Source organism: Mesorhizobium sp. WSM1293 (genome assembly GCF_000513875.1).
Lineage (GTDB): Bacteria > Pseudomonadota > Alphaproteobacteria > Rhizobiales > Rhizobiaceae > Mesorhizobium > Mesorhizobium ciceri.
Window position 1 is genome coordinate 121,693 of record NZ_AZUV01000012.1, and the last position, 23,183, is coordinate 144,875.

The 23,183-nt window shown below is 63.8% G+C and carries 19 protein-coding genes; 9 read left to right on the forward strand and 10 right to left on the reverse strand.

All coding sequences use genetic code 11. The features are described from left to right. The first annotated feature begins 36 nt into the window (after positions 1-36). The gene (gene edd / locus M729_RS0116945; protein ID WP_027162289.1) at positions 37-1,860 is read left to right on the forward strand and encodes a phosphogluconate dehydratase; all 1,824 of its coding nucleotides are present in this window, start codon (positions 37-39) and stop codon (positions 1,858-1,860) included. 68 nt (positions 1,861-1,928) lie between these two features. Here the strand turns inward: edd and M729_RS0116950 are convergent, their stop codons facing one another. The 4 genes from M729_RS0116950 to M729_RS0116965 all read right to left on the reverse strand — a co-directional run bounded on the left by M729_RS0116950 (position 1,929) and on the right by M729_RS0116965 (position 8,611). Next, positions 1,929-3,593 carry a VWA domain-containing protein gene (locus tag M729_RS0116950; protein ID WP_027162290.1) on the reverse strand — a complete coding sequence of 555 codons (1,665 nt, stop codon included), beginning with the start codon at positions 3,591-3,593 and terminating at the stop codon, positions 1,929-1,931. 378 nt (positions 3,594-3,971) lie between these two features. Beyond that, entirely contained in the window at positions 3,972-4,934 is a 963-nt protein-coding gene (locus tag M729_RS0116955) for a GlxA family transcriptional regulator (protein WP_013530232.1), read from the reverse strand. A gap of 56 nt (positions 4,935-4,990) precedes the next feature. Then, a complete protein-coding gene (folD, locus tag M729_RS0116960) occupies positions 4,991-5,890 on the reverse strand; it encodes a bifunctional methylenetetrahydrofolate dehydrogenase/methenyltetrahydrofolate cyclohydrolase FolD (RefSeq protein WP_013530231.1) in 900 nt (299 codons plus the stop codon). Between the two features lie 180 nt (positions 5,891-6,070). After that, positions 6,071-8,611 carry a GumC family protein gene (locus tag M729_RS0116965; protein ID WP_027162291.1) on the reverse strand — a complete coding sequence of 847 codons (2,541 nt, stop codon included), beginning with the start codon at positions 8,609-8,611 and terminating at the stop codon, positions 6,071-6,073. A gap of 198 nt (positions 8,612-8,809) precedes the next feature. Between M729_RS0116965 and M729_RS0116970 the strand changes: the two genes are divergently transcribed. Next, positions 8,810-10,105 (forward strand): lipopolysaccharide biosynthesis protein, encoded by a 1,296-nt coding sequence (locus M729_RS0116970; protein WP_027162292.1) that lies wholly within the window; start codon positions 8,810-8,812, stop codon positions 10,103-10,105. An 80-nt stretch (positions 10,106-10,185) separates the two neighbouring features. On the opposite strand, the gene M729_RS0116975 is transcribed toward M729_RS0116970, so the two are convergent. The 3 genes from M729_RS0116975 to M729_RS0116985 are packed head-to-tail and all read right to left on the reverse strand — an operon-like array spanning position 10,186 to position 13,069. Further along, a complete protein-coding gene (locus tag M729_RS0116975; RefSeq protein ID WP_027162293.1) occupies positions 10,186-11,109 on the reverse strand; it encodes a DUF6492 family protein in 924 nt (307 codons plus the stop codon). Further along, the gene (locus M729_RS0116980; RefSeq protein WP_013530227.1) at positions 11,106-11,900 is read right to left on the reverse strand and encodes a WecB/TagA/CpsF family glycosyltransferase; all 795 of its coding nucleotides are present in this window, start codon (positions 11,898-11,900) and stop codon (positions 11,106-11,108) included. The genes M729_RS0116975 and M729_RS0116980 overlap by 4 nt, the downstream gene beginning before the upstream one ends. Continuing rightward, positions 11,897-13,069, reverse strand: coding sequence for a glycosyltransferase family 4 protein (locus tag M729_RS0116985; protein WP_027162294.1), 1,173 nt, complete (start codon positions 13,067-13,069; stop codon positions 11,897-11,899). The genes M729_RS0116980 and M729_RS0116985 overlap by 4 nt, the downstream gene beginning before the upstream one ends. Positions 13,070-13,241: 172 nt before the next feature. On the opposite strand from M729_RS0116985, the gene M729_RS0116990 reads away from it, so the two are divergent. The 3 genes from M729_RS0116990 to proC are packed head-to-tail and all read left to right on the forward strand — an operon-like array spanning position 13,242 to position 16,419. Further along, positions 13,242-14,240, forward strand: coding sequence for a glycosyltransferase (locus tag M729_RS0116990; RefSeq protein ID WP_027162295.1), 999 nt, complete (start codon positions 13,242-13,244; stop codon positions 14,238-14,240). Next, positions 14,209-15,543, forward strand: coding sequence for an O-antigen ligase (locus M729_RS0116995; RefSeq protein WP_027162296.1), 1,335 nt, complete (start codon positions 14,209-14,211; stop codon positions 15,541-15,543). Before M729_RS0116990 ends, M729_RS0116995 begins: the two co-directional genes overlap by 32 nt. A gap of 60 nt (positions 15,544-15,603) precedes the next feature. Continuing rightward, positions 15,604-16,419: a pyrroline-5-carboxylate reductase gene (gene proC / locus M729_RS0117000; protein ID WP_027162297.1), complete on the forward strand. Its 816-nt coding sequence runs from the start codon at positions 15,604-15,606 to the stop codon at positions 16,417-16,419. Positions 16,420-16,423: 4 nt separating this feature from the next. Here proC and M729_RS0117005 read toward each other — a convergent pair whose 3' ends face one another. Then, complete coding sequence (locus M729_RS0117005; RefSeq protein WP_027162298.1) at positions 16,424-17,740, reverse strand: NAD(P)H-dependent oxidoreductase; 1,317 nt, start codon at positions 17,738-17,740, stop codon at positions 16,424-16,426. Between the two features lie 339 nt (positions 17,741-18,079). On the opposite strand from M729_RS0117005, the gene M729_RS0117010 reads away from it, so the two are divergent. The 3 genes from M729_RS0117010 to M729_RS0117020 all read left to right on the forward strand — a co-directional run bounded on the left by M729_RS0117010 (position 18,080) and on the right by M729_RS0117020 (position 20,375). Further along, positions 18,080-19,486, forward strand: a complete 1,407-nt coding sequence (locus M729_RS0117010) for a PTS sugar transporter subunit IIC (protein ID WP_013530221.1) — start codon at positions 18,080-18,082, stop codon at positions 19,484-19,486. Between the two features lie 118 nt (positions 19,487-19,604). Then, positions 19,605-20,066, forward strand: coding sequence for a PTS sugar transporter subunit IIA (locus M729_RS0117015; RefSeq protein WP_027162299.1), 462 nt, complete (start codon positions 19,605-19,607; stop codon positions 20,064-20,066). Positions 20,067-20,087: 21 nt separating this feature from the next. After that, positions 20,088-20,375: a PTS sugar transporter subunit IIB gene (locus M729_RS0117020; RefSeq protein WP_023809203.1), complete on the forward strand. Its 288-nt coding sequence runs from the start codon at positions 20,088-20,090 to the stop codon at positions 20,373-20,375. Positions 20,376-20,408: 33 nt separating this feature from the next. Here the strand turns inward: M729_RS0117020 and M729_RS0117025 are convergent, their stop codons facing one another. Together M729_RS0117025 and M729_RS0117030 are read right to left on the reverse strand one after the other, a co-directional pair. Then, positions 20,409-21,803: a multicopper oxidase family protein gene (locus M729_RS0117025; protein WP_027162300.1), complete on the reverse strand. Its 1,395-nt coding sequence runs from the start codon at positions 21,801-21,803 to the stop codon at positions 20,409-20,411. Positions 21,804-21,968: 165 nt separating this feature from the next. Further along, positions 21,969-22,601 (reverse strand): TetR/AcrR family transcriptional regulator, encoded by a 633-nt coding sequence (locus tag M729_RS0117030; RefSeq protein ID WP_024504795.1) that lies wholly within the window; start codon positions 22,599-22,601, stop codon positions 21,969-21,971. Positions 22,602-22,703: 102 nt separating this feature from the next. Here M729_RS0117030 and M729_RS0117035 point away from each other — a divergent pair, with 102 nt between their 5' ends. After that, positions 22,704-23,108, forward strand: coding sequence for a VOC family protein (locus M729_RS0117035; RefSeq protein WP_027162301.1), 405 nt, complete (start codon positions 22,704-22,706; stop codon positions 23,106-23,108). The last annotated feature ends 75 nt before the right edge of the window (positions 23,109-23,183 follow it).

Below are 23,183 nucleotides of genomic sequence, written 5' to 3' on the forward strand. Positions count from 1 at the left end.
GATGTTTCCGGGACCTCGCCTGAAAGGACCGATACCATGACCGCCAGACGCGACATCGAAGCCATCACCGAACGCATCCGCCAGCGCTCTAAGCCCGGCCGCGAGCGTTATCTCAGCCGCATCGCCGAGGCGTCGAACCGCGCCGCCAACCGGGCCGTTTTGTCGTGCGGCAACCTCGCTCACGGCTTTGCGGTGTGCAGCCCCTCGGAAAAGCTCGCGCTGGGCGCCGACAAGGTGCCGAACCTCGGCATCATCACCTCCTACAACGACATGCTGTCGGCGCATCAGCCGTTCGAGAGCTTCCCCGCGCTGATCAAGGATGCAGCCCGCGAAGCCGGCGGCATCGCCCAGGTGGCAGGCGGCGTGCCGGCGATGTGCGACGGCGTCACCCAGGGCCAGCCCGGCATGGAGCTGTCGCTGTTTTCGCGCGATGTCATCGCCATGGCCGCCGCGATCGGCCTGTCGCACAACATGTTCGACGCCGCCGTCTATCTCGGCGTCTGTGACAAGATCGTGCCGGGGCTGGTGATCGCCGCCCTCACCTTCGGCCATCTGCCGGCGGTGTTCATTCCGGCCGGACCGATGACATCAGGCCTGCCCAATGACGAAAAGGCCAAGGTCCGCCAGCTCTACGCCGAGGGCAAGGCCGGACGCGCCGAACTGCTGGAGGCCGAGTCCAAATCTTACCATGGACCGGGCACCTGCACCTTCTACGGCACGGCGAATTCCAACCAGATGCTGATGGAGATCATGGGCCTGCACACGCCGGGCGCGTCCTTCGTCAATCCAGGCACGCCGCTGCGCGAGGCTTTGACCCGCGAGGCGACCAAGCGGGCGCTGGCGATTACTGCGCTTGGCAACGCCTATACGCCCGTCGGGCGGATGATCGACGAGCGCTCGATCGTCAACGGCGTCGTCGGCCTGCATGCCACCGGCGGCTCGACCAATCACACCATCCACCTGATCGCCATGGCGGCGGCGGCCGGCATCGCCATCACATGGCAGGATATTTCCGACCTGTCGGAAGCGGTGCCGCTGCTGGCGCGGGTCTATCCGAACGGCCTCGCCGACGTGAACCATTTCCACGCCGCCGGCGGGCTCGGCTTCCTGATCCGCGAACTGCTCGACGAAGGCATCCTGCATGAGGATGTGCAGACGGTGTGGGGCGAAGGCCTGCGGCCTTATGCGGTCGAGGCAAAGCTCGGCGCCGACGGAGGCGTGGTGCGCGAAGCCTCGCCGCGGACAAGCGGCGACGAGAAGGTGCTGGCGCCTTTCAACAAGGCGTTCCAGGCGACCGGCGGCCTAAAGGTGCTGTCAGGCAATCTCGGCCACGCCGTCATCAAGACTTCCGCGGTGAAGCCGGAGCGGCGTGTCATCGAGGCGCCGGCCAGGGTCTTCGACAGCCAGCAAGGGCTGAACGATGCGTTCAAGGCAGGCACGCTGACCGGCGATTTCATCGCCGTCATCCGCTTCCAGGGGCCGAAGGCCAATGGCATGCCGGAGCTGCACAAGCTGACCACCGTGCTCGGCATCCTGCAGGACCGCGGCCAGCGCGTGGCGCTGGTCACCGACGGACGCATGTCGGGCGCCTCCGGCAAGGTGCCGGCAGCGATCCATGTCACACCGGAAGCGGTCGAGGAGGGTCCTATCGCCAGGATCCATGAAGGCGACATCATCCGGCTCGACGCCGATGCCGGCACGCTGGAAGTGCTGGTGCCGGCCGGCGATTTCGCGCTGCGCCGGACGGCGGATGCCGACCTCATCGGCAACGAGTTCGGGTTCGGCCGCGAGCTGTTTGCCGGCTTCCGGCAACTGGTCGGCCGCGCCGATCATGGCGCCAGCGCCTTCGGCACGGCCTGACGGCAGTTCTGCGCAACCCATGAAAAGGGGCGGCACTTGGCCGCCCTCTTGCGGTTGTGCATACGATTCTATTGCACGGTTAGCTCAGCTCGCTCGCCGGCTTTGACCGTCACGTTGCCTTCTTTCGAACTGTTGTCGGATTTCTCCGAGACGACGGCATAGTCGCCCGCCGGGATCGCTGCCTGGTACTTCTGGTCGAATGCATAGCCAAGCGACTTGCGGTTGCCGTTGATGTCCTTTTTGGCCTCGAAAATCTCGATCTTCGAGGCTCCCGGCGCGGTGATCGCCAGCACGCCGGCATTCATTGCGATTTTCAGATCCTGAAATTCGCCGACCTTGACGGTGAACGGCTGCTCGACAACGGCGAGATCAACCGTCGCAATCAAGACATAGTCATCGGCCGGCAGATCGAATTTGCTGTCGGGTCCGTAGGCATAGGTCACCTCGTCCCTGGTTCCATCGATCTTCTTTTTTGCCTTGAGCACCTTGAAGCCGATGCCTGAACCGTCCGCCTTGTCGCCGCCGGCAGCATAATAAGCATTGGCAACGACATGGCCGACACCGACAATCATGTCCTTTTCCACGGTCTTGCCGGCAGCCAGCGGAATCGTTTCGGTAGCCACGCCCTGCCCGATCGTGACCGTCACTTTCTCGTCGCCGGCCGGCAACACGGCTTTCGTGGTCCCATAGAAGGTGGCGGGCATGTCAGCACCCGGATAATCGATGACGATAGCCGCGCCATCGACGACATCTGCCCCCTCGCTCGGTCGCGGATGGATGATGAGCGTGCCGGCATTCAAGTTGAAGAGAGGCTCGTAGACTTGGCCCGCCTCGATCTTGACTTTCTGCTCGGTCTTGGCCTGGCCGTCGCTGGCCACGACGATATAGTCGCCCGGTTCCAGATTGGCCTTGTAGGCGCCGTATTCGGTACTGACGTAGTCGCCGCGCGTGCCGTCGGGTTTCGCCTTGTAGATCTCCCAGGCATTGCCGTCAGTGACGGGATCGCCGCCCTCGGCAAGCACCGCTATCGGCAGGAAATTGAAGTCCGGTTTGGCCGGCTCGGGCGCGGGTGCCGGCGCAGGTGCCGGAGCCGGTTCAGGAGCAGGTGCCGGCGCCGCCACGGTCTCGGCAAGCGCCTCCTGCAGCGCCTTCTCGTCGGAGGCCTGGATGTATTTGCCGCCGGTGTTGTCGGCGAGGCAGGCGATCTGCTTGCCCTCGTCGGCGGTCAGGCCGAAGCCGACGACATCGGCGGTGAAGTCGACGCCGGATGCCTCGAGCTCCTTGCCAAGCGCGCAGGGGTCGCCGCCGCATGTTTCGAGCCCGTCGGTGATAAGCACGACGGTCGCCTTGTCCTCGGTGTATTTCAGCGCCTCGGCCGCCTGTTTGACCGCCGCCGTCAGCGGCGTCTTGCCGAGGAATTTCAGGCTGTCGGCGGCGGCCGAAATGGCGCTGCCCGAACCTGCCTGCGGCGGCACGATCAGCTGGATGTCGTCGCAGCTGCCCTTCTCGCGATGGCCGTAGGCCATGAAGCCGATCTCGTCGTCGGTGGGGACCGATTGAAGCACGGTTCGAAGCGACTCGCGGGCGATTTCGAGCTTGGGCTTGCCGTCGATCTGCGCCCACATCGAGCCGGACGCATCGAGAATGATGATGACCTTGTTTGCGGCGAAGCCGAACGTCGTCATCGACAAAAGGAGGATCGCCGCAGCGACGCCCCGTGCAAGTCCCGCCATCGAAATCTCCTAAATCCGCCCCTGATCCGGGCGGCAAGCTATTTGACGCGGCGCCGGGACACAAGTCCGGGCGCCGGTGCGCAGGGCTGCGGACCCAGCTTAACAAAAGTCCTGACGACAGCCAGTTCGGCGGCGGCGGCAGCCTTTTCCCCGGTAATAGGAATTTTTTCTTGACACCATGACCTCAGCTAAGGTACATATTTGGCTATGGTGCTGATTTGCGCCGGTGACCCGCCGCAATAGGCGGGGTTTTTCGTTTGTTGCACCCGTCAGCCTACGCGCGGCGAAGGCTCCGAAAGAACCCATTAACCCGAATTCATGGCCTTGGCCCGATGCGCCGGGCCGAATGCCGAACTCTCAACGAAAACGAAAACCAGCTTAGTAAGTCGTGCGGCGTTCTTCCGAAGGCGGCCTGCCGAATTGCAGCCGGTAGCTCTGGGCGAAGTAGGAATGCGAGGTGAAGCCCGTCGCGATCGCCACGTCGAGGATCGGCATGTTGGTCTGGCGCAGCAGTTCGCGCGCCCGCTCCAGCCGCAATCGCATATAGTAACGGCCGGGCGTGACGCTGAGATGGCGCAGGAACAGGCGCTCGACCTGGCGCACCGAAAGGCCGGCGGATTTGGCCAGCTGTACCGCCGAAAGCGGCTCGTCGAGGTGGTCGGCCATCAGTTCGACGATGCGCCTGAGCTTCTCCGACTTGCCGGTCAGGTCGCGTTCGGGTCCGACGCGCTGACGGTCGCCGGCCGAGCGGATGCGTTCGTGCTGGAACTGGTTGGCGACGCCATTGGCCAGGTTCGAGCCGAAATCGCCGCGCACGATCTCCAGCATCAGGTCGATCGAAGTGGTGCCGCCGGCACAGGTGTAGCGCTTGCGATCGATCTCGAAGACGTTGCCGGTGCAGTTGATGTCGGGGAATCGCTCGACGAAGCCGGCACGGTTTTCCCAATGGATGGTGCAGCGATAGCCTTCGAGCTGGCCGGCCTCGGCCAGCAGGTAGGACCCGACCGACAGGGCACCCAGCGCATTGCCGCGCCGGCCCCAGCTTCGCAAAGCCGCCAGCACCTTGCTCTTGCCGGGGAATTCGGTCGTCAGCCCGACCGAGACGAAAAGGATATCGACCGGCGGCAGGTCGGCAACGGCGTAGTCGATCTTGAGCGGCAGGCCATTGGAAGCCATCACCGGATCGCCATCGGCCGACACCGTGGTCCAACCGTAGAAGTCGCGGCCAAGCAACCGGTTCGCCGACCGGAACGTATCGATCGCGGCAGCCAGCGAGAACATGGAGAACTTGTCTACCAGCAGGAATGCGAACTGCCGGCCGCCTTGAACGGGGTCAGTCATGACCGGCCGTTCTGAGGGAACACTGGGGTTCGGCAAAGCTGCAGCTTTCTGGCGGGTCAGAAGGACGGCCGTTTCAATCCGGCCGCAAGGTAGGCGGAGGCTAACGTATTGGCCATCAGCATGGCAATGGTCATGGGGCCGACACCGCCGGGCACCGGTGTGATGGCGCTGGCGGCCCTGGCCGCTTCGGCATAGGCGACATCGCCGACGAGGCGGGACTTGCCCTCGCCCTTTTCCGGCGCCGGGATGCGGTTGATGCCGACATCGATGACGGTGGCGCCTGGCTTCACCCAATCACCCCTGATCATCTCCGGCCTGCCGACGGCCGCGACAAGGATATCGGCGGTGCGGGCCAAGGCCGGCAGATCCCTGGTGCGGCTGTGGGCGATGGTGACGGTGCAGTTGGCGGCAAGCAGCAGGTTGGCCATCGGCTTGCCGACGATGTTGGAGCGGCCGACGACGACGGCGTTGAGGCCGGACAGGTCCTTGCCGCGCACCCGCTCGATCAGAAGCATCGAGCCGGCCGGCGTGCAAGGCACGAACGCTGTTTCGAGTTCACCGGTGCCGAGCTTGCCGACATTGATGAAGTGGAAGCCGTCGACATCCTTTTCCGGCGCGATGGTCTGGATGATCTTGCCGGCGTCAATGTGGGCCGGCAGAGGAAGCTGCACGAGGATGCCATTGATGGCCGGATCGGCGTTGAGGTCGCCGATGATCTTCAGCAATGCCTCTTCGGAGGTTTCGGCCGGCAGCGTATGCTGGACGGAATGAAAGCCGCATTCCTTGGCGGTGCGCGACTTGGACGCGACATAGACCTGGCTGGCCGGATCCTCGCCGACGATGACCACGGCAAGACCGGGCTTGGCCTTGCCCTTGGCGACAAGTTCAGCCGTCAGGGTCTTGACCGTCCCCACAACGTCCCCGGCAACGCTCTTGCCATCAATCACTTCAGCCATGGACCACCCTCAACACCAGAATGCCCAAGCGCGTCGCTTCCGGAAGCGACGCGCTTTTCGATCTTTCACAGCGTGGCATCTTCACGAAAAATCCAACATGCAATCCCGCCAAAGCGCCGTCCCATGCCGTTTACGCGAAACCGGCATGTTTTTGTACGGCACCGCGCAGATTTTTGTGGCTCAGAAGTAGCGGCGGCGCGTGCGGCTCTCGGTCAGTTCGCGAACCGCTTCGCGGAATTCGCGCAGGCTGGCGCGGATTTCCTCGATTGGCGCTTGCTGCTCGGCATCCTCCACGGCCCGCGACGGCTCCGCCGATCGCTGATGAGGCTGAGGCGCCTGCTGCTGCGCGACGGGCGGCTGTGGATAAGACTCGGAAGCGGGCTGAGCCGGATCGGACTGCTGCCCGGCATTGGCGGCCGGCATCGATTGCGGATAGGGATAGCCCGGCTGCTGCGCGTAGCCCAATGGCTGCGCGTAGGGATAGAGCTGCGGCCCGGAATATGGCCGCTGCGTCATCATGGGAGGCGGCAGTGGCGGCTGCGCCGTCTGCTGCGGATGGCCGCCGGGCTGGAAAGGTGGTGCCGGGTATGCTGTCGCGACCGCCTGCCGCGGCTCGAAGGCCGGCGCCGGCCGGGGATAGGCGCGGTATTGCGGATCCTGCGTTGGCTCCTCGTTTTCGGCAGAGGCCCATTCGACGGTATCGAACGGCTCCTCCCGGGATGGCCTGCGCGAGACGGACTTGTGCAGCCTCGACAGCAAGGCACCGATCCGGCCGGGACTTTCTGCCGGCGAGACCTCGGCTTGCTGGACAGGCGGTGGCGCGGCCGGCGGTGGTGATGCAGGCGGGGGTGTCGATGGCTGCGGCGCTGGTGGTAATGGCGGCGCCGGCGGCGGCGCTGCCCGATATGCCTTGTCTTCGTAAGGCGTCCGGCGTTCGTCCGCGCCATGGTCGCGACGCGAGCGCGAATTGGCGGTGTCACGCAGGCTCTCATAGGCGCCACGCATGGCTCCGAGGCCAATGCCGGAGGCGAAACCCAGCAACAGGCCGGCGAGCGCGACCACGACCCGCGACGGCCCGTTCGGCTCGAGCGGCGCGAAGGCCTTCGAGATCACATTGATGTTGGCGGTGTTGATGTCCTTCTGCTCGCCGGTCTCCTTGGCGCGCAGCAGGTACTGTTCGTAGACGGAACGCTTGGCGGTCGCCTCGCGCTCCAGTTCGCGCATCGACACGAGGTCGCTGTTGACGTCGCCGCTGCGGACCTTCAGCTGCGCCAGGCGAGAGGCAAGATCCTGTTCGAGTTGGACGGCGCGCTTGAGGTCGACCTGCAGCGACGAGCCGATGCGGCGCAGCTCCGAGGCGATGCGGTCGCGTGCGCCGGCAATCTGGGCATTGATCGCCTGGAGTTCGGGGTGACGCGGCCCGAGCCGGATGGCGGCGCGGTCAGCTTCCTGCTTGAGCGACGCATATTGCGAACGCAGATCGCTCATCGTGTTGGAGTTGATCTCCTCCGGCAAGGTACCGGTGAGAACCGAATTGACGTCGACCGAACGCGCCGAGGCCGCCCGGGCGTTGAGTTCCAGGGTCCGGGCGCGCGCGACCGACAGCTGCTCGTTGAGTTTCAGCATCTCATCGTCGCTGATGAGATGGCCCTGCGCGTCAACGAGATCGTGCGTGGCCCTGAAATCCTCGACCTTGCGCTCGGCTGCCTCGACGCCCTTGCGCAACTCGTCGAGCCTGGCCGTCAGTTCGTCGGTGGCGCGGCCTGCGGTGTCCGACTGTATCTGGCCGAAAGTCTGCAGGAAGACATCCGTCATCGTGTTGGCGATGAGGGCCGATTTCTCGCCATTCTGCGTGGTGGCGCTGACGGTGATGACGAAGGTCTTGCCGCCGCGCTCGACCGAAAGGCTCTCAGCCAGGTTGCCGACAGCAAGCGCGCGGCGACGGCTGTCGTCGACACCCCCCGGCCCATCATTGCGGGACAGGACGGAGCGAATGAGCGACATGACGCTGAGGCCGCCGCCGCCTTGCCCATTGAATTCCGGATCGTTGACCAGATTGAGCTTGTCGACGACCTTGTTGAGAACAGTGCCTGATGTCAGCACCCGAACCTGGTTCTCGACGATGGCCAGCGTGGCGTCGGAAGCGACGACCGACTGGGTGAGATCGCGGTCGGTGAGCTTCAGGTCGCGCGGGTCGACGATCAGTTCGGTGGTGGCCTCATATTTCTTCGGCGTCGACAGCGCTATGGTGACGCCGAGCGCAGCGCCCAGTAGTGTCGTCGTCACGATCAGCAGCTTCGACTTGCCGACACCACGCACGACCTGCATCGGATCGATCAGCGGCTTCCACTGCTGGCTGTCCGTGCCGTCGTTTCGGGATAACGACGCGTCGCCTGCAGCGTAAGGTTCCGATGCACGATCGGCGCGACGGGCGCCAGCGGTTTCGGCGGCACCAGGCTGTGTCCGTGGCGTGGTTTGCGCGCGGTAAGCTTGCTCATGATCCCCGTCGGTCGCGACCGGATCCGACAGTTTAGGGTTGCGCGCCTCGCGCTGCGAACGGGCGAGGCGATGACGCGTGGCGGCATCCTCGCGCCATGACGGGTCTGCCCGGTCGCCTATCGAGACCAGGGACGCGTCGGGTTCGTCGCCGCGCACAGCCTGGCCAAGCGCCAGCAATGAGCGCTCGCGCTTCCAGTCTTCGCGGTTTTCCCTGTCGACCATCGTCTGGAACTTTACCCTTGGCGACCTGCGAACGGAGATTGGCCATTCGTTAAGCCACGCTAAACAGGCATGGAAAACAAAAGGTTAATTTTCCCGCGCCGAAGCGTCGGTTTCTCGTTTCGGTTGCATCTATTTTCGACACAAGCCCAGCCGCCAGAACGGCACGTTAAGTTTTCCGGCCTAGGCTCTCCTTGAGACATGACGCAGGCCAGTGACATACCGCAAAGGCGGCCCCTCGCCCGGATCGGCAGCTTTTTGGCCGAACGACGGGGGCTGCTTCGCGACTATTTCTCAGCGATCAGCGGTGCCGGTGGGCGACTGGTGTTTTCGCTGGCCTATTTCATCGCGCTGGCCAACACGCTGTCGATATCCGAATTCGGCATGTTCGCCACGGCGTCGGCGGCCGGCGTCATGCTGTCGCGCATCCTCGCCTTCGGGTTCATCTCGGCGCTTTACCGCACCGCCACCATCCGCCCCAATCTGATCGGCACCTTTTCCGCCGGCTTCCTGCTGCTCGGCGTGCTGTCGCTGCCGCTGCTGGCCGTGGCCTCGTTCGGCGTCTATCTGCTTTTCTTCGCCGACACCGTGCCGCTGTCGGTGTTTGCGGCAATCGTCTTTGCCGAAGCGCTGTTGTGGCGGCCGGTCGAGGTGGCGCTGATCGTCAACAACGGCCTGGGCAAGTTCGGCCGCGCCGCGCTGCTGGCCATCCTGGCGACCGCGCTGCGGGCGCTCGGCGCGGTGCTGTTCATGTTCTCAGCGCAACACAGCGTCTGGATATGGTCCTGGTTCTATATCGGCGCCAATGCCGCCTCGCTGCTGATCGCCTTCGGCTTCTTCTACCCGCGCCAGAGGCTGCGGCTGCGCGTCGAGCTGTATCTTCGGCGATTGGCCGATTCCATCTATGTGGCCGGCGCCGAAGTGCTGTTCTACCTGCAGATGGAGTTCGACAAGCTGCTGGTGCTGGCGATCGGCGGCCCGCATCTGGCCGGCATCTACGCCATCATCATGCGGCTGGTAGACCTGACGGCGATTCCGATCCGCACCTTCTCGATGATGCTGGTGCAGCGCATGATGCGCGCGCCGGAACTGTTGTCGCGTCTGGCGGTCAAGAGCGGCATCGAAGGCGGTGTGTTCGCGGTTTCGACGCTGGCGCTGCTGACACTTGGCATCGTGCTGCATTTCTTCCCCAATGCACTCGGCAAGAATGTCGCCGAGGCTGCCCCGCTGGTGGTGCTGGCAATCTGCGTGCCGGGATTGCGCAATCTGGTCGAATACCAGGCCGAGCTTTTGTTCGCACGCGGCCAAACGCTGGTGCGGGCGCTCAATCTCGGCCTGCTCGCCGGATTGAAGGCGCTGTTGCTGACTTATGTGCTGACGACCATCCTCGACACGCCGAAGCTGGTGCTGTCGCTCAATGTCGTCTTCCTGCTTCTGTATCTCGCCTCGACGCTGCTCACCTATTCGGCGATGCGCAAGCCGGCAAAGCCCGTCTAGGGCTTTCTCATTTGTGCATGACTTCTGGACAAACGGAAATCGTTTGTCCGAGAAAACCGGTTTCCGCTTTTCGGGATGATCTAATCCAGCCCAATCAGACGGCGGATGCGGCCGATATCGGTGCCGATGAAGGATTGCATGCCGATCGCCACCTGCTCCGGCGCCATGGCGGCAACGAAGCGGCGGAACTCGTCATCCGAAAGCGCTTCGCCAGTCCAGTGCACGCGGCAGAACTCTTCGGAACCGTGGAAGTGGCCGGCTCCGTCCAGCAGATCGTCGACATAGCGGCCGTAGATCATGCATTCGGAGAATTTGCGCGCCGAGCCGACGACCTCGACCCAGTTGCGACCATGGACCCTTTCGATCGCACCGCACATGGCCAGCACGGTGTCGCGCCGCCAGGCGATCAGCGTCGAGATGTAGTCATGGTTCGACGTCCGGGACGGGTCGATGCCGAGTGCCGATCCCGCATTGCGCGACCAGATGCGATGCTCCTCATGACCTTCGTCCGCCAGCACAGCGTCGCGGCGGAACAGGCGCACCTTGCCGTCGCGCCAGAAGGCGCTGCAGTCGAAAGGTTTCAGGAACGCAACATCGGAATCACAGAAGATGAGCACGTCTTGAGATGCATGCGCCGAGATGGCGATGCGGCGCAACTGCTGCACATGCCAGCCGCGCAGCGGCTGCGTCTTCAGGCTGAGCCAGACGCGCCGGCGAAACAGGCTGAACGGGTCGTCGAAGGCGTGCAGCCAGCGCGGCAGCAATTCCCGCTCGTCGACCACCGTGCGGCGGCCGGTCTCCAATTGGCGAAACAGGCCGACATCGCGATGCTCGACCAGGATGTAATGGTGCGCCGCGCCAGAAACGTGGCGATCAAGTGTCTCGCACAGCAGGCGACAGCGCTCGAAATCGGGCGCATAGCTTGCCGTCACGATGGCCGCCGTCGGGGTCTGCCGGAGCGGGCTTGGCTCGACAGCGGCACCTGGCACGAACCTGCTGTTCATTTGGTATCTCCCGCGGCTTCGGGCGCAAGCGAGAATTTCTGCCTGACGACGCGCAGCAGGAACAGCGGGTTGCCGACCACATAGCGGCGCCACAGGCGGCCCGGCTCGACAGCCAACCGGAACAGCCATTCGAGCCGCAGCCGGCGCATCCACAAGGGCGCGCGGGGCACCGCGCCGCTCAGGAAATCAAGCAACGCGCCGACGGCGATCGGCAGCGTGCAATGGCGCGCGTCGATATGGCGTTCGATCCACAATTCCTGGCGCGGCACGCCCATGGCCACGAGCAGCACGTCGGGCCGAAGCGCGGCAATCCGGTCGACGATTTCCTGCTCCTGCGAAGGGGGGAAATAGCCGTCATGGATCACCACGAACCGGTGCTGCACGGCCAGTGCCGCCAGCTTGACCGACGCCGCTTCGGCGTTGACGCGCGTCGCGCCGAGCAGCCCGACGGTCAGCGGCGTCGTCGAGGCCTGCAGGAAGGCCGGGACGAAATCGGTACCATTGAGATTGTCGGGAAACGGCGCCCCGTAGAGGAGCCTCGCCGCCAGATCGATGCCGATGCCGTCGGGCAGGATGAGGAAATCATCGAGTGCTTCGGCGAACACCGGGTCGGTATAGGCGATGTTGGCGTTGTGGGCGTTGAGGAAACTGATCTTGGTGAAGCGCCGCTCGGCAATCAACCGGTTCAGCAGGGCGATGGCATCGTTCCAGCGGACCGCAACCACCGGGATGCCAAGGATCGTCTTCAGCGTGTCGAGCCCGAACGCGGCGCGGGCGGAATGCATGTTCATGCAAACGCCTCCTGCCTGAGAGGGGCGAGCTTTTCGAGGCCGAGCCGGATGGCAGCGTCGAGCGCCTTGACCTGCGAGCCCCGGAACGCGCTGCCGTCAACGTCGCGGATGTCGGCCGCTGCAGCCTCGAGAGCCCTGGCGAAGGCAACGGGATCGTCGGTGACGACGCAATTGGAAGGACGGTGGTCGATGCCGCGCAGCGAACGGCTGGTGGCGACCGAAGGCAGGCCGAGCTCGAAGGTTTCGATGGTCTTCAACTGGACGCCGCTGCCGGCGGTGCTGATCAGCGGGATGACGGCAGCACCGCGCACGAAAGCTTGCGCGTCGGGCACGCGGCCGACAAATTCGACACCCGGGTGCTTCGACGCGACGCCCGAAGGCATGTGGCCCGCAATGCGGATGCGGAAATCGGGCCGCAGATGCGGCACGACCTTGCCCAGGAACCAGTCGAGGCCGATGCGGTTCGGCTGCCAGGTCCAGGTGCCGATCAGTGCGGCGTCGCAGTCGATGCGGCGCGGGCTTTTCAGGGTTGGCGCCTGGGCACCGGTCACCAGCGGCAGCACCGCCGAGCGGTTGTCGGAGGCGACACCGAGCGCGGCGCGGTCTTCCTCGGCCAGGGTGAAGACGAAGCGCGCCCGGCGGCAGAGACGCTCTTCCATAGTCTTGAGCAGCCTCGCCTCGCGGCGAAACAGCAGGCGCTGGAAGAGGCTGCCGGCGGCAGCGGCATTCTCCCGCGCCGAAAGATGCTCGACATTGTGGGCAACGAAGATCGAAGGCCGCTCAGCGAACAGCTTTTCGAAGGCGCCAGCGAACTGCACGGAATTCAAGACATAGCCGTCAAACGGTCCGGCACGCTCAATGGCAGCGAGAACATCGCTGTCGGACACGGCGCGCAGCTTGACCGACGCGAAGGTGAGGCCCGAAAGCAGCGCCTTGCCGACCCAGGCCAGCTTTTGCCGCGCGGAGGCATTGTCCGTGCGCACGTCGATCGCACCCAGCACCACGGTGTTTTCGGGGTCGGCCGCGGGCTTCCCCGGCCAGGTGAAGCCGATGACGGTGACGCGCGCGCCAGCGCGCCGCAAGGCAGCGATGATCGCAGCGTTGGCGATCTCGTAGCCCGAGGCGAGAGCGCCGTCGGGCACGATCGATGTGGCGAACAGCAGATGCATCTTACCTATCCAGTGGTGTAGCCGGTAGCAAAGTGCGGTGAACCCTTGATTAAGCCTGCACATTCGACGGCCGAAAGCCGCTGCCTGGCGGGCTTCTCCGTACAAGGTGATTAACGAAACCTTATCAACCGTGGTGCTACCAGAGCCCAACTCACCATGTGGCTGGACACGGATGATCCCTTTGCCATCGGACGGTTCGGTATCGGTCGCGGGACGCACGCCGCGGCTTGACGTCGAGGCCGTCGAAGCCGTCGTCACCTTGCCGACCTTCAAGCGTCCGGAGCAGGTGCTGGAAACGCTGGCGTCGCTGCGCGCGCAGCAAACCGGCAGGCGCTTTGCCGTGATCGTCATGGAGAACGAAGCCGAGGCGCGGGCCGGCGCCAAGGCGGTGCTGCCGCTGTTCGAGCGGGGCGAAATGCCGGGCCTGGTGATCATCGCGCATGAGCGCGGCAATTGCAGCGCCTACAATGCCGGCTGGCAGACAGCCATCCTGCAATTCCCGAACTTCAGGCATCTGCTGGTCATCGACGACGACGAGATCGCCGATCCGCAGTGGCTGGAACGGATGTGCCTGGCTGCCGAAACGCTCGGCGCCGACATTGTCGGCGGCCCGCAGGTGCCCGTGTTTGCCGACCCCGCCCATGCGCGATGGGCAGACCATCCGGTGTTCGCGCCGCCTTACCGGGAAACCGGACGCGTGCCGGCGCTCTATTCGTCGGGCAATCTTCTGGTCGGGCGCAACGTGCTGATCGCCATGGGTCCGCCCTTTCTCGATCTCAGATTCAATTTCATGGGCGGCGGCGATTCCGACTTTCTCAGCCGGTCGGTGCAAAAGGGCTTTGTGCTGGGCTGGTGCGCCGAGGCCAAGGTGCTGGAAACCGTTCCGGCGCGGCGTATCGAAGCCGACTGGATCCGCGCCCGCAGCCTGCGCAACGGCGTCATCTCGACACTGGTCGAAAAGAAGAAGCGCGCCGGCACGCCAATGGCCGGCGCCAAAGTGTTGCTGAAGAGCCTGGCACTGCTTGCCGCCTCGCCGTTTCGCGGCATGATCCGGCTGGCGCGGACCCGATCGCCGGCGATCGCCATCTACCCCGTCCATGTGGCGCTGGGCCGCGTGCTGGCCGAATTCGGATATGCCAATGAGCAGTACCGCCAGCCTGAGAAAAACTGAGCGCGCGCCGCTCGGCGACGCGTTCACGCGCGAAGGCGTGGCCACCGCCATTGCCGCGCTGCTGTTCACCGTCATCATGGTGTCGTTCCGGCCGTTCCAGCCGGGCGGCGCCGAACTCACCGGTCAAGGCGGCGACATCGTCAACCAGCTTGGCTTCGGTTCGCTCGGCGCCATGTCGATCTTCTCGCTGATGGCCTTTGCCGATCCGCGCGTGGTGCGCTCGCTGCTGAGCCCATCCTGGGTGTTGATGCTGGGCTTCTTTTTCCTCTCGGTGATCCTGTCGACCGATCCGCCTTCGGCGATGCGCGCCGCCTCCTTCACCCTGATCGGCATCCTGACGATGGCGACGATCCTAGTGCTGCCGCGCGACGCCGAAGCCTTCTCGAAGGTGATCATCTTCACCGCCGTCGTGGTCATGGGCCTTTCCTATCTCGGCCTCATCGTCTTTCCGCACGAGGCGATGCACACAGCCGACTCGCAGGAGCCCGAACATGCCGGACTGTGGCGCGGCGTGTTCACCCACAAGAACATTGCCGGGCCGGTCATGGCCTGCCTCAGCTTCGCAGGCCTCTATCTCTACCGGCGCGGGCAGCGCTACTGGGGCGCCGGGATCTTCTTCGCGGCGATGATCTTCATGCTGCACACCGGCTCCAAGACGACAGCCGGCCTGGTGCCGTTCTCGATCCTGATCGTCATGTTCCCGAGCCTGATAGGCATGCGGCTCGGCACGCCGATCCTGTTTGCGCTGGCCATCATCGCCACGGCTGTCGGCACGCTGGGCATCGTCTTCCTGCCGCCTGTAAAACATCTGGCGGCGATCTATTTCCCCGGCATGACCTATACCGGCCGCACGACGCTGTGGGAGTTCGCCGGCAGCATGCTGGCGAAGAAGCCATGGACCGGCTACGGCTATGAGAGCTTCTGGGGCACGCCGCTCTTGCTCAACCAGGACCAGCCCTTCGACCGGCCGTGGGACATCAGGACCATCGTGCACGGCCATGACGGCTATCTCGACATCGCCGTGCTGATGGGCATTCCGGCACTATGCGTGGCGGTCTACACCTTCCTCATCGCGCCGCTGCGCGACTACATGCGCATTCCGTTGCGCAGGGAAAACATCTTTCTCGGCGACTTCTTCATGATGGTGGTGCTGTTCACGGCGCTTAACGCTTTCCTCGAAAGCTTCTTCTTCCATCGCGGCGACCCGGTCTGGCTGTTCTTCGTGCTCGGCGTGCTCGGCCTCAGGCAAGTGTCGCTGCGGCCAATCGCGGTGCGCGATCCCGATCGTGGCTCGCGATCCTGATGGGGCTTCCCCAGGGAAGCGCCAGCGTCTATGTGAAGGCCTTCCTTTGGAGGGCTTTCTATGACGATCAGGCTTGTTCTCGCCGGCTGCGGCAATATGGGCTACGCCATGCTCTCGGGCTGGCTGAAATCCGGCAAGCTCGCGCCGTCGGCGGTTTTCGTGGTCGAGCCCAATGCCGATCTGCGCAATCGCGCGGCAGCGCTGGGCTGCGCTACATCAGCCGATGCGGGTAGCATACCGGCCGATGCCCTGCCCGATCTCGTCGTCATCGCGGTGAAGCCGCAGGTGATCCGCGACGTCACGGCCGCCTACAAGCGCTTCGGCGACGGCCGCACCACCTTCGTCAGCATCGCCGCCGGCACGCCTGCCGCCACCTTCGAGGAAATCCTCGGCAACCGCGCGCCGATCGTGCGCTGCATGCCCAACACGCCCGCGGCGATCGGCAAGGGCATGATGGTGGTGTTCTCCAACAAGCTCGTGTCCGATGACACCAAGCGTTTCGTCGCCGACCTTTTGTCGGCGAGCGGCGAAGTGGCCACCATCGACGATGAGGGCCTGATGGATGCGGTGACCGCCGTGTCCGGATCGGGGCCGGCCTATATCTTCCATTTCATCGAAGCGCTGACGGTTGCCGCCGAGAAGGCCGGTCTGCCGACGGCGACCGCCAAGCTGCTCGCCATGCAGACCGTCTATGGCGCCGCCTCGCTCGCCGCCGAAAGCGGCGAGGAACCGGGCGTGCTGCGCCAGCAGGTCACCAGCCCCAACGGCACGACGGCCGCGGCGCTGGCCGTTCTGATGGGCGAGGACCGGCTGACCAATCTGCTGACGCAAGCGGTGGAGGCTGCGCGGCTGCGGTCGGTCGAACTGGGGAGATAAATCCTCAGCTTGTCCCGTACAGCATCTCATCCTGCAGCCGGCGCAAGGCGAACAGCCTCGTCGTCTGGTCGGGCGACGCATTATCCGCCGTCAGCAATTCGCCTTTCGTGACCGGTTTCAGCACCTTGCCGCCCTCGAGCAGGCCGACCGGCACGGCGCGCTGGGCGCGGGCTTCGCCGACGGTCATCGTCCAGGAGCGGTAACAAGTCTCGCCGATCGCATCGAAGGTCTCGCCGGGGGCAAGGTCGCGCTTGGCAACGGCGCAGACTTCGGCCACGGGCCGCGGCAACGGCACCATGTCGGGCTTGCCGAAAAGCACGATGCGGGCGGCGGTCAGCGGCACTTCCAGCGATGTCAGATGATAAGGCCGGAACAGGCTGTAATAGGGGCCGTGCCCGATATGTAGATCGTCCATGCGCTCGATGATGCGCGGATGCGTCGCCTCGACGATGACGAAGACGCCGGGCGCGACGCCCTTGCCGACCGTGTAGTCGACGACGCCTTTCTTCGTGAGCAGACCGCCATCCTCGCGCGGGATGAGCACCTTGGCGAGGTCGTCGCGATCGGCCTTGGGGCCGTGCATGCCGGGGACGTCCGGCACCAGCCCGGTGGCGTTGGCGATGGCGCACATCTCGACCATGGTCTTGGAGCCGTCGACGAACTCGACCAGCATGCGCGGGTTCATGTTGCGGCGGATCGCTTCGGCGCGATAGTCGTCCGGCACGGCATCGTGGTTGAGCGGGTTGTTCTTGCCCTTGCCGGCCGACACGATGGTCAGCCCGAGCGCCGACGCAAACTCGATCAGTTCCATGCAGCTCGACGGCTCGTCGCCCGCACCCACCGAATAGACGACGCCAAGCCGGTCGGCCTGCTGCTTGAGATAGCAGCCGATGGTGACGTCGGCCTCGACGTTCATCATCACCAGATGCTTGCCGTGCTCCATCGCCATGAGGTCGAAATCGGCGGCGACGCCCGGCTTGCCGGTGGCGTCGATGACGACGTCGATCAGCGGATTGGTGACCAGCATCTCGTTGGATGTGACGGCGATTTTTCCCGCCTCGATTGCCGCGGTGACTTTCGAGGCGGTGTCGGCTTCGACCGCCATGGCTTCGTCGCCATAGGCGATACGGATAGCGTCGCGCGCGGTGTGCGGGCGGCGCGTCGAGACGGCGCAGACCGAAATGCCCGGCATCAGCATGCCCTGCGTGACCAGATCGGTGCCCATTTCGCCCGAACCGATGACACCGATGCGCACCGGGCGGTTCTCGGCGGCACGCTTGGCGAGATCACGGGCAAGCCCGGTCAGGGCGACGTTGGTCATGCAGGAATGTCCACAGCTTCGTGATTTGGGGTCGGATAGCAGGGAATGGGTTCTATTTGCTAACGAAACCCGGTCGCGACCGGCAATTTCCCACGAAATCGTCTCGGAAGGCACGTCCGCCGGGGCTCGATTCGCCGAAGCCCAACCAATTGACATTGCAGCGGACAACCCCAATAAAACATTCGTTTGTCAACAAAGGCAAATGTTCACCGACGCGACAGTCGGGAAGCATTCGCCTCTGGGCAAATTGGGGAGTGTCTTTGCGCCACGGCGTCAAAGGCTGGATGGAGCATCATTGCGAGGCGTCGAGCGAAGGCTCGCGGCTCCAGGGGAGGAAAAATGGATACTGTTCTCGCGGGCCTAAAAGGGGCCATCGATACGCTTGGCCCGACGATCCTGCTGCCAATTGTCATTTTCGTCATCGCCGTGGTTCTGGGCGCCAAGGTCAGCAAGGCTTTTCGCGCCGCCGTCACCATCGGCGTCGCCTTCATCGGCATCAATCTGGTGCTTGGCCTCATGTTCACGTCGATTGGCGACGTCGCCAAGGCCATCGTCACCAACACCGGCATCCATCGCGACATCATCGATGTCGGCTGGCCCTCCGCGGCCGCGATCGCCTTCGGCTCATCGGTCGGCCTTTGGGTCATTCCGGTCGGCATCCTCGTCAACATCGTGCTGTTGCTGACACGCATGACGCGCACGCTCAATGTCGACGTCTGGAATTTCTGGCACTTCGCCTTTGTCGGCTCGCTGGTCGTCGCCGCAACCGACAATCTGGCCTATGGCATCGCGGTCGCAGCACTTGTCGCAGCACTCTCGCTGTTGTTCGCCGACTGGTCGGCGCGCGCGGTGCAGCAGTTCTACGGGGTACCCGGCATTTCCGTGCCGCATCTCGCCTCGGCGCAGATCCTGCCGATCGCCATTGTGCTCAACTGGATCATGGACCGCATTCCCGGGATCAACCGCATCAACATCAACACCGATACGATCGAGCGCAGGTTCGGCGTGTTCGGCGAACCTGTCGTGATGGGCCTCATCATCGGCCTCGTGCTTGGTGCGATCGCCTTCTACAATGCGGGTGATCTCAGCGTGGTGCTGGCCAAGGTTCTGGGCACCGGCATGACGCTGGCCGCGGTCATGCTGCTGCTGCCGCGCATGGTCAAGATCCTGATGGAAGGCCTGCTGCCGGTTTCCGACGCAGCCCAGGCATTCGTGCGCAAGCGCACGGGCGATCGCGAGCTTCTTGTTGGCCTCGATTCCGCGATCCTGATCGGCCATCCGGCCGCGATCTCGTCGTCACTGATCCTGGTGCCGATCGCGATCATCCTGTCCATCATCCTGCCGGGCAACCGCGTCATCCTGTTCGCCGACCTTGCGGTCATTCCCTTCATCGTCGCCATGACCGCGCCGCTGGTCAAAGGCAACGTGTTCCGCATGGTGGTGATCGGCACGGTGACGCTGGCCATCGGCTTCTACGTCGCCAACGCGCTGGCGCCGCTGTTCACAAGTGCTGCCGTCGCATCGGGCTTCAAGCTGCCGGCGGATGCGCTGCAGATCACCTCGGTGGTCGACGGCTTCCTGTGGGTGCCTTACGTGGTCATCGAGGCGATCCAGGGGCTTGGACTTGTCGGCATCATCGTGATCGCGGTGGTCATCGCGGCATTGTTTGTCCTCTACCGCCGCAATCCGCTCGGCTGGGAGCGGGCCGCGGGCGCCGAGGACGAGCCGGCCGAAGAGACGGCCTGAACCTGATAGGGTCCACCCTTCAACCGATCGTGCGCCCTCCTCGGGGCGCCCGATTTCATCGACGGAGCCCGATCGTGCGCCCTCCTCGGGGCGCACGATTTCATCGACGGAGCAAAGAATGTCCGACGGCCTCATGCAGCTTCTGGATCCCGACGCGATCGTGCTCGGATCCGATGCCTCGACCAATGAGGAGATCATCCGCATCCTGGCGGGCCGGCTGGAGAGACTTGGCTATGTCAAAAGCTCCTATGCCGACGCGGTCGTGCGCCGCGAATTGACCATCCCGACAGGACTGCCGCTGGAACGCTCCGACAATGTCGCGGTGCCGCACACCGATCCGGAGCATGTGCTGAAGCCTGGCATCGCGATGGGCACATTGAAGCAACCGGTGATCTTCGCCAACATGGAGGATCCCGACGAGATGCTGCCGGTCGGCTTCGTCTTCCTGCTTGCCATCAACGACAAGGACAAGCAGATTGAGGCGCTGCAGGCCGTCATGGCCACCATCCAGAACCCGCAAGCCTTGGATGATTTGAGGTCGGCCAGAACCCTCGAAGACGTGCGAGCCGTACTCGGCTGATAACCAAGGAGAGAAGCAGAGATGTCCAGACAGAAAACCATTCTCTTCGCCTGCGGCACGGGCATCGCCACCTCGACCGCGGTCAATGTCGCCGTCACCGAGGAAATGAAGAAACGTGGCCTCACCTTCAATGCCCAGCAGGCAAAGGCCACCGAAGTGCCCGGGCTGGCCGACAATGTCGACTTCATCGTCGCAACCACCCCGATCTCCGCTTCGGTGACCAAGCCGGTCATCAAGGGCCTTGCCTTCCTCACCGGCATCGGCAAGGACAAAGTGCTCGACGAGATCGAGGCTCAATTGCGCAAGTGACGGTCCAGACGCCACGCGCAGGCTGACGCGGCTTCACACCACCCTGACGTAGCTCGTCATTCCCGATTTCTGGTGCTCGATGATGTGGCAGTGCAGCAGCCAGTCGCCGGGATTGTCGGCGACGAAACCGAGCTGAACCTTCTCGTTGGGCTGGATGAGATAGGTGTCGGAAATGACAGGCTGAACCTGGCGCGTCGAGGACGACAGCACCTTGAAGCTCATGCCGTGCAGATGCATCGGATGGGATTGCGGCGTCAGGTTCTCCATGTCGATGACGTAGCTTTGGCCAAGCTTCAGTTCGGCCAGAGGCGCGGTCGGATCCTTGGTGTCGCCGGGCCACGGCACTTTGTTGATGGCCCAGAAACTGTAGCCCAGCGAGCCGCAGATGCCATCGCTCGGGACATTTTCCGCCGTGGCGCTGAGCGCCAGGGAAATATGCCTGGCACTGGCGAGATCCACTTCCGCCACCGGATTGAGCTCCAGTGGAGCAACATCGCGAATGTCCCGTTTGAGGGAGTTTCCTGTCGCGCGCAGGGTTGCCAGGATTTTTGGCTTGGTGCCTCTGACGTCCCTCAAGCTGACGATCGCGCCTTCCTCGTCGGGCATGCGTATGGCCAGCTCCATGCGCTGGCCGGGTCCAAGCAGCAAGGCATCGGGGGAAAAACGCTCAGGCACCGGATTGCCGTCGAGCGCCATGACAGTCGCCTGTGCACCGTCGACGTGAAAAGCGTAGATGCGCGTCACGTCGGTGATGGCGACGCGCAGCCGCGCCAGTCCGCCGGCCGGCGCATCATATTGCGGCTGGTCGAGCCAATTGGCGGTGCGCACCGTGCCGTAAGTGCCGGTTCTCGCGGCATCGCGCGGCCGGAACTGGTCGATGAACTGACCGTCGTCGCCGAGGCGCCAGTCGCGCAAATTGAGGACGATTTCGGCATCGAATTTCGGATCGTTGGGATTCTCGACCACGATCACGCCGGTCAGGCCATGGCCCATCTGCTCCAGCGTGTTGCAATGCGGGTGGTACCAGAAGGTGCCGGCATCGGGCGGCGTGAAGGCGTAGTCGAAATGATCGCCGGTGTAGACGTAGGGCTGGACCAGGAACGGCACGCCGTCCATCTTGTTTGGAACGCGAATACCGTGCCAGTGGATCGTCGTCGGATCGTCGATCGCGTTGACAAGGCGTGCAGCGAAGGGCTGGCCTTTTTTCATTCTGAGCACGGGCGGCATTCCGGCGTTGCCATAGGTCAGCACATCCCTGGTCTGGCCGATATCCATCAGCTTCGCCTGGATCTTTGCCGTCTGCAAAACCACCGGCTCAGGCGTGGCAGCGGCCCAGCCACCAAGCCGGCCCATGGCCGAAAGCCCGACCCCGCCTGCGCCGGCAATCGCTGCCGTTTTCAAAAGCCGGCGTCGGGTGAGTACGGTCATTTGACGCTCCAGCTGCAAAAGACGGCTGCCCTGGGTTTATCGCAGCCTTGGATCGTAAGCGAGCATCCTGTGCCTAAACCGACTCCGCCACCGGCCTTAAGCAAAAGACGCTGGCGTGGACGGACAATCGACCACAATAAGCATCGCTGGCGGAGCGGCGCGCGACTATTTCGGCCGCGCCCCATAGGCGGCAAGGAATGCTTCGACCGAAGCATCGGCGTGCCGCTCGAGGTCCGCCTTCGAACGCGGGTTGCTTCCGGTGAACATGGCTTCGTTCATTGGGATCCAGAGAAGCATTCCGAAGAGATGGCTGGCCGCCAGACGGGGATCGCTGGTCTGCAACAGGCCTCGACTGGTAAGCTTTTGAAAGCATGATGCCACCGAGGCAAGCATGCGTTCAAAACCTTTTTCATACCAGCTCCGGCCAAGCTGCGGCATCCGATCCGCGTTGGCGATAATCAGACGCCGCAGCTTCAGCAGCTCTTCGTCCATCAGCGTCGTTGTCATGCGTCGGGCAAGCTGCTGTAGCCCACCCTCCATGAATTTCGCCTCGGAAAGCAGCATCGTCACGGACTCGACGACATCGTTGGTCTGGCTGGCGGTGGACTCGACGACTTCGCCGAAAAGCGTCTCCTTGTCCGTGAAATGCTTGTAGACAGTCTGCTTGGATGCGCCTGCTTTGGTGGCGATCTCTTCCATGCTGGTTCCATCATAGCCCTTGGCGATGAAGGCGGCCGTAGCCGCTTCAATGATTTCACGATCCTTGCGAGCCGACCTGGTCTCACCATCAATTTTCATAGCGCCTCTCAACCAGTACTAGACGGTACCGTTCCCGCATGGTAGCCATGGTCACAGTACTAGACTGGCTAGTACCCATCAACGGCAGCAAGGCTTAGACCGATGACCAAAATGATCTTCCTCAATCTACCGGTACGCGATCTGCAGGCGGCGACCAAGTTCTATCTCGCGATCGGGGGCACGCTGAACCCGCAGTTCTCGAGCGACCAGTCCAGCTCGATCATGTTCTCAGACTCGATCGGGGTCATGTTGCTGACGCACCAGCATTACAGCCAGTTCACAGCGCGGCAGATCGGCGACCCCAAGCGGGACAGCCAGATGTTGATCGCACTCACCGTCGACAGCAAGGACGAGGTCAATGTCGTAATCGAGAAGGGCGTGGCGGCAGGCGGTCGCGCCGATCCCAACCCGGCGCAGGATCTCGGTTTCATGTTCAACCGCCACATCGAAGATCCGGACGGCAACGTCTGGGAGCTGCTGTGGATGAACCCGTCGGCCATGCAATAGCCCATAGGAATCGAAGCGGGCCAGGATGACAATGGAGAAGCGACCGGCATTCGCCTGTCGCTTCCGTCAGGCGCG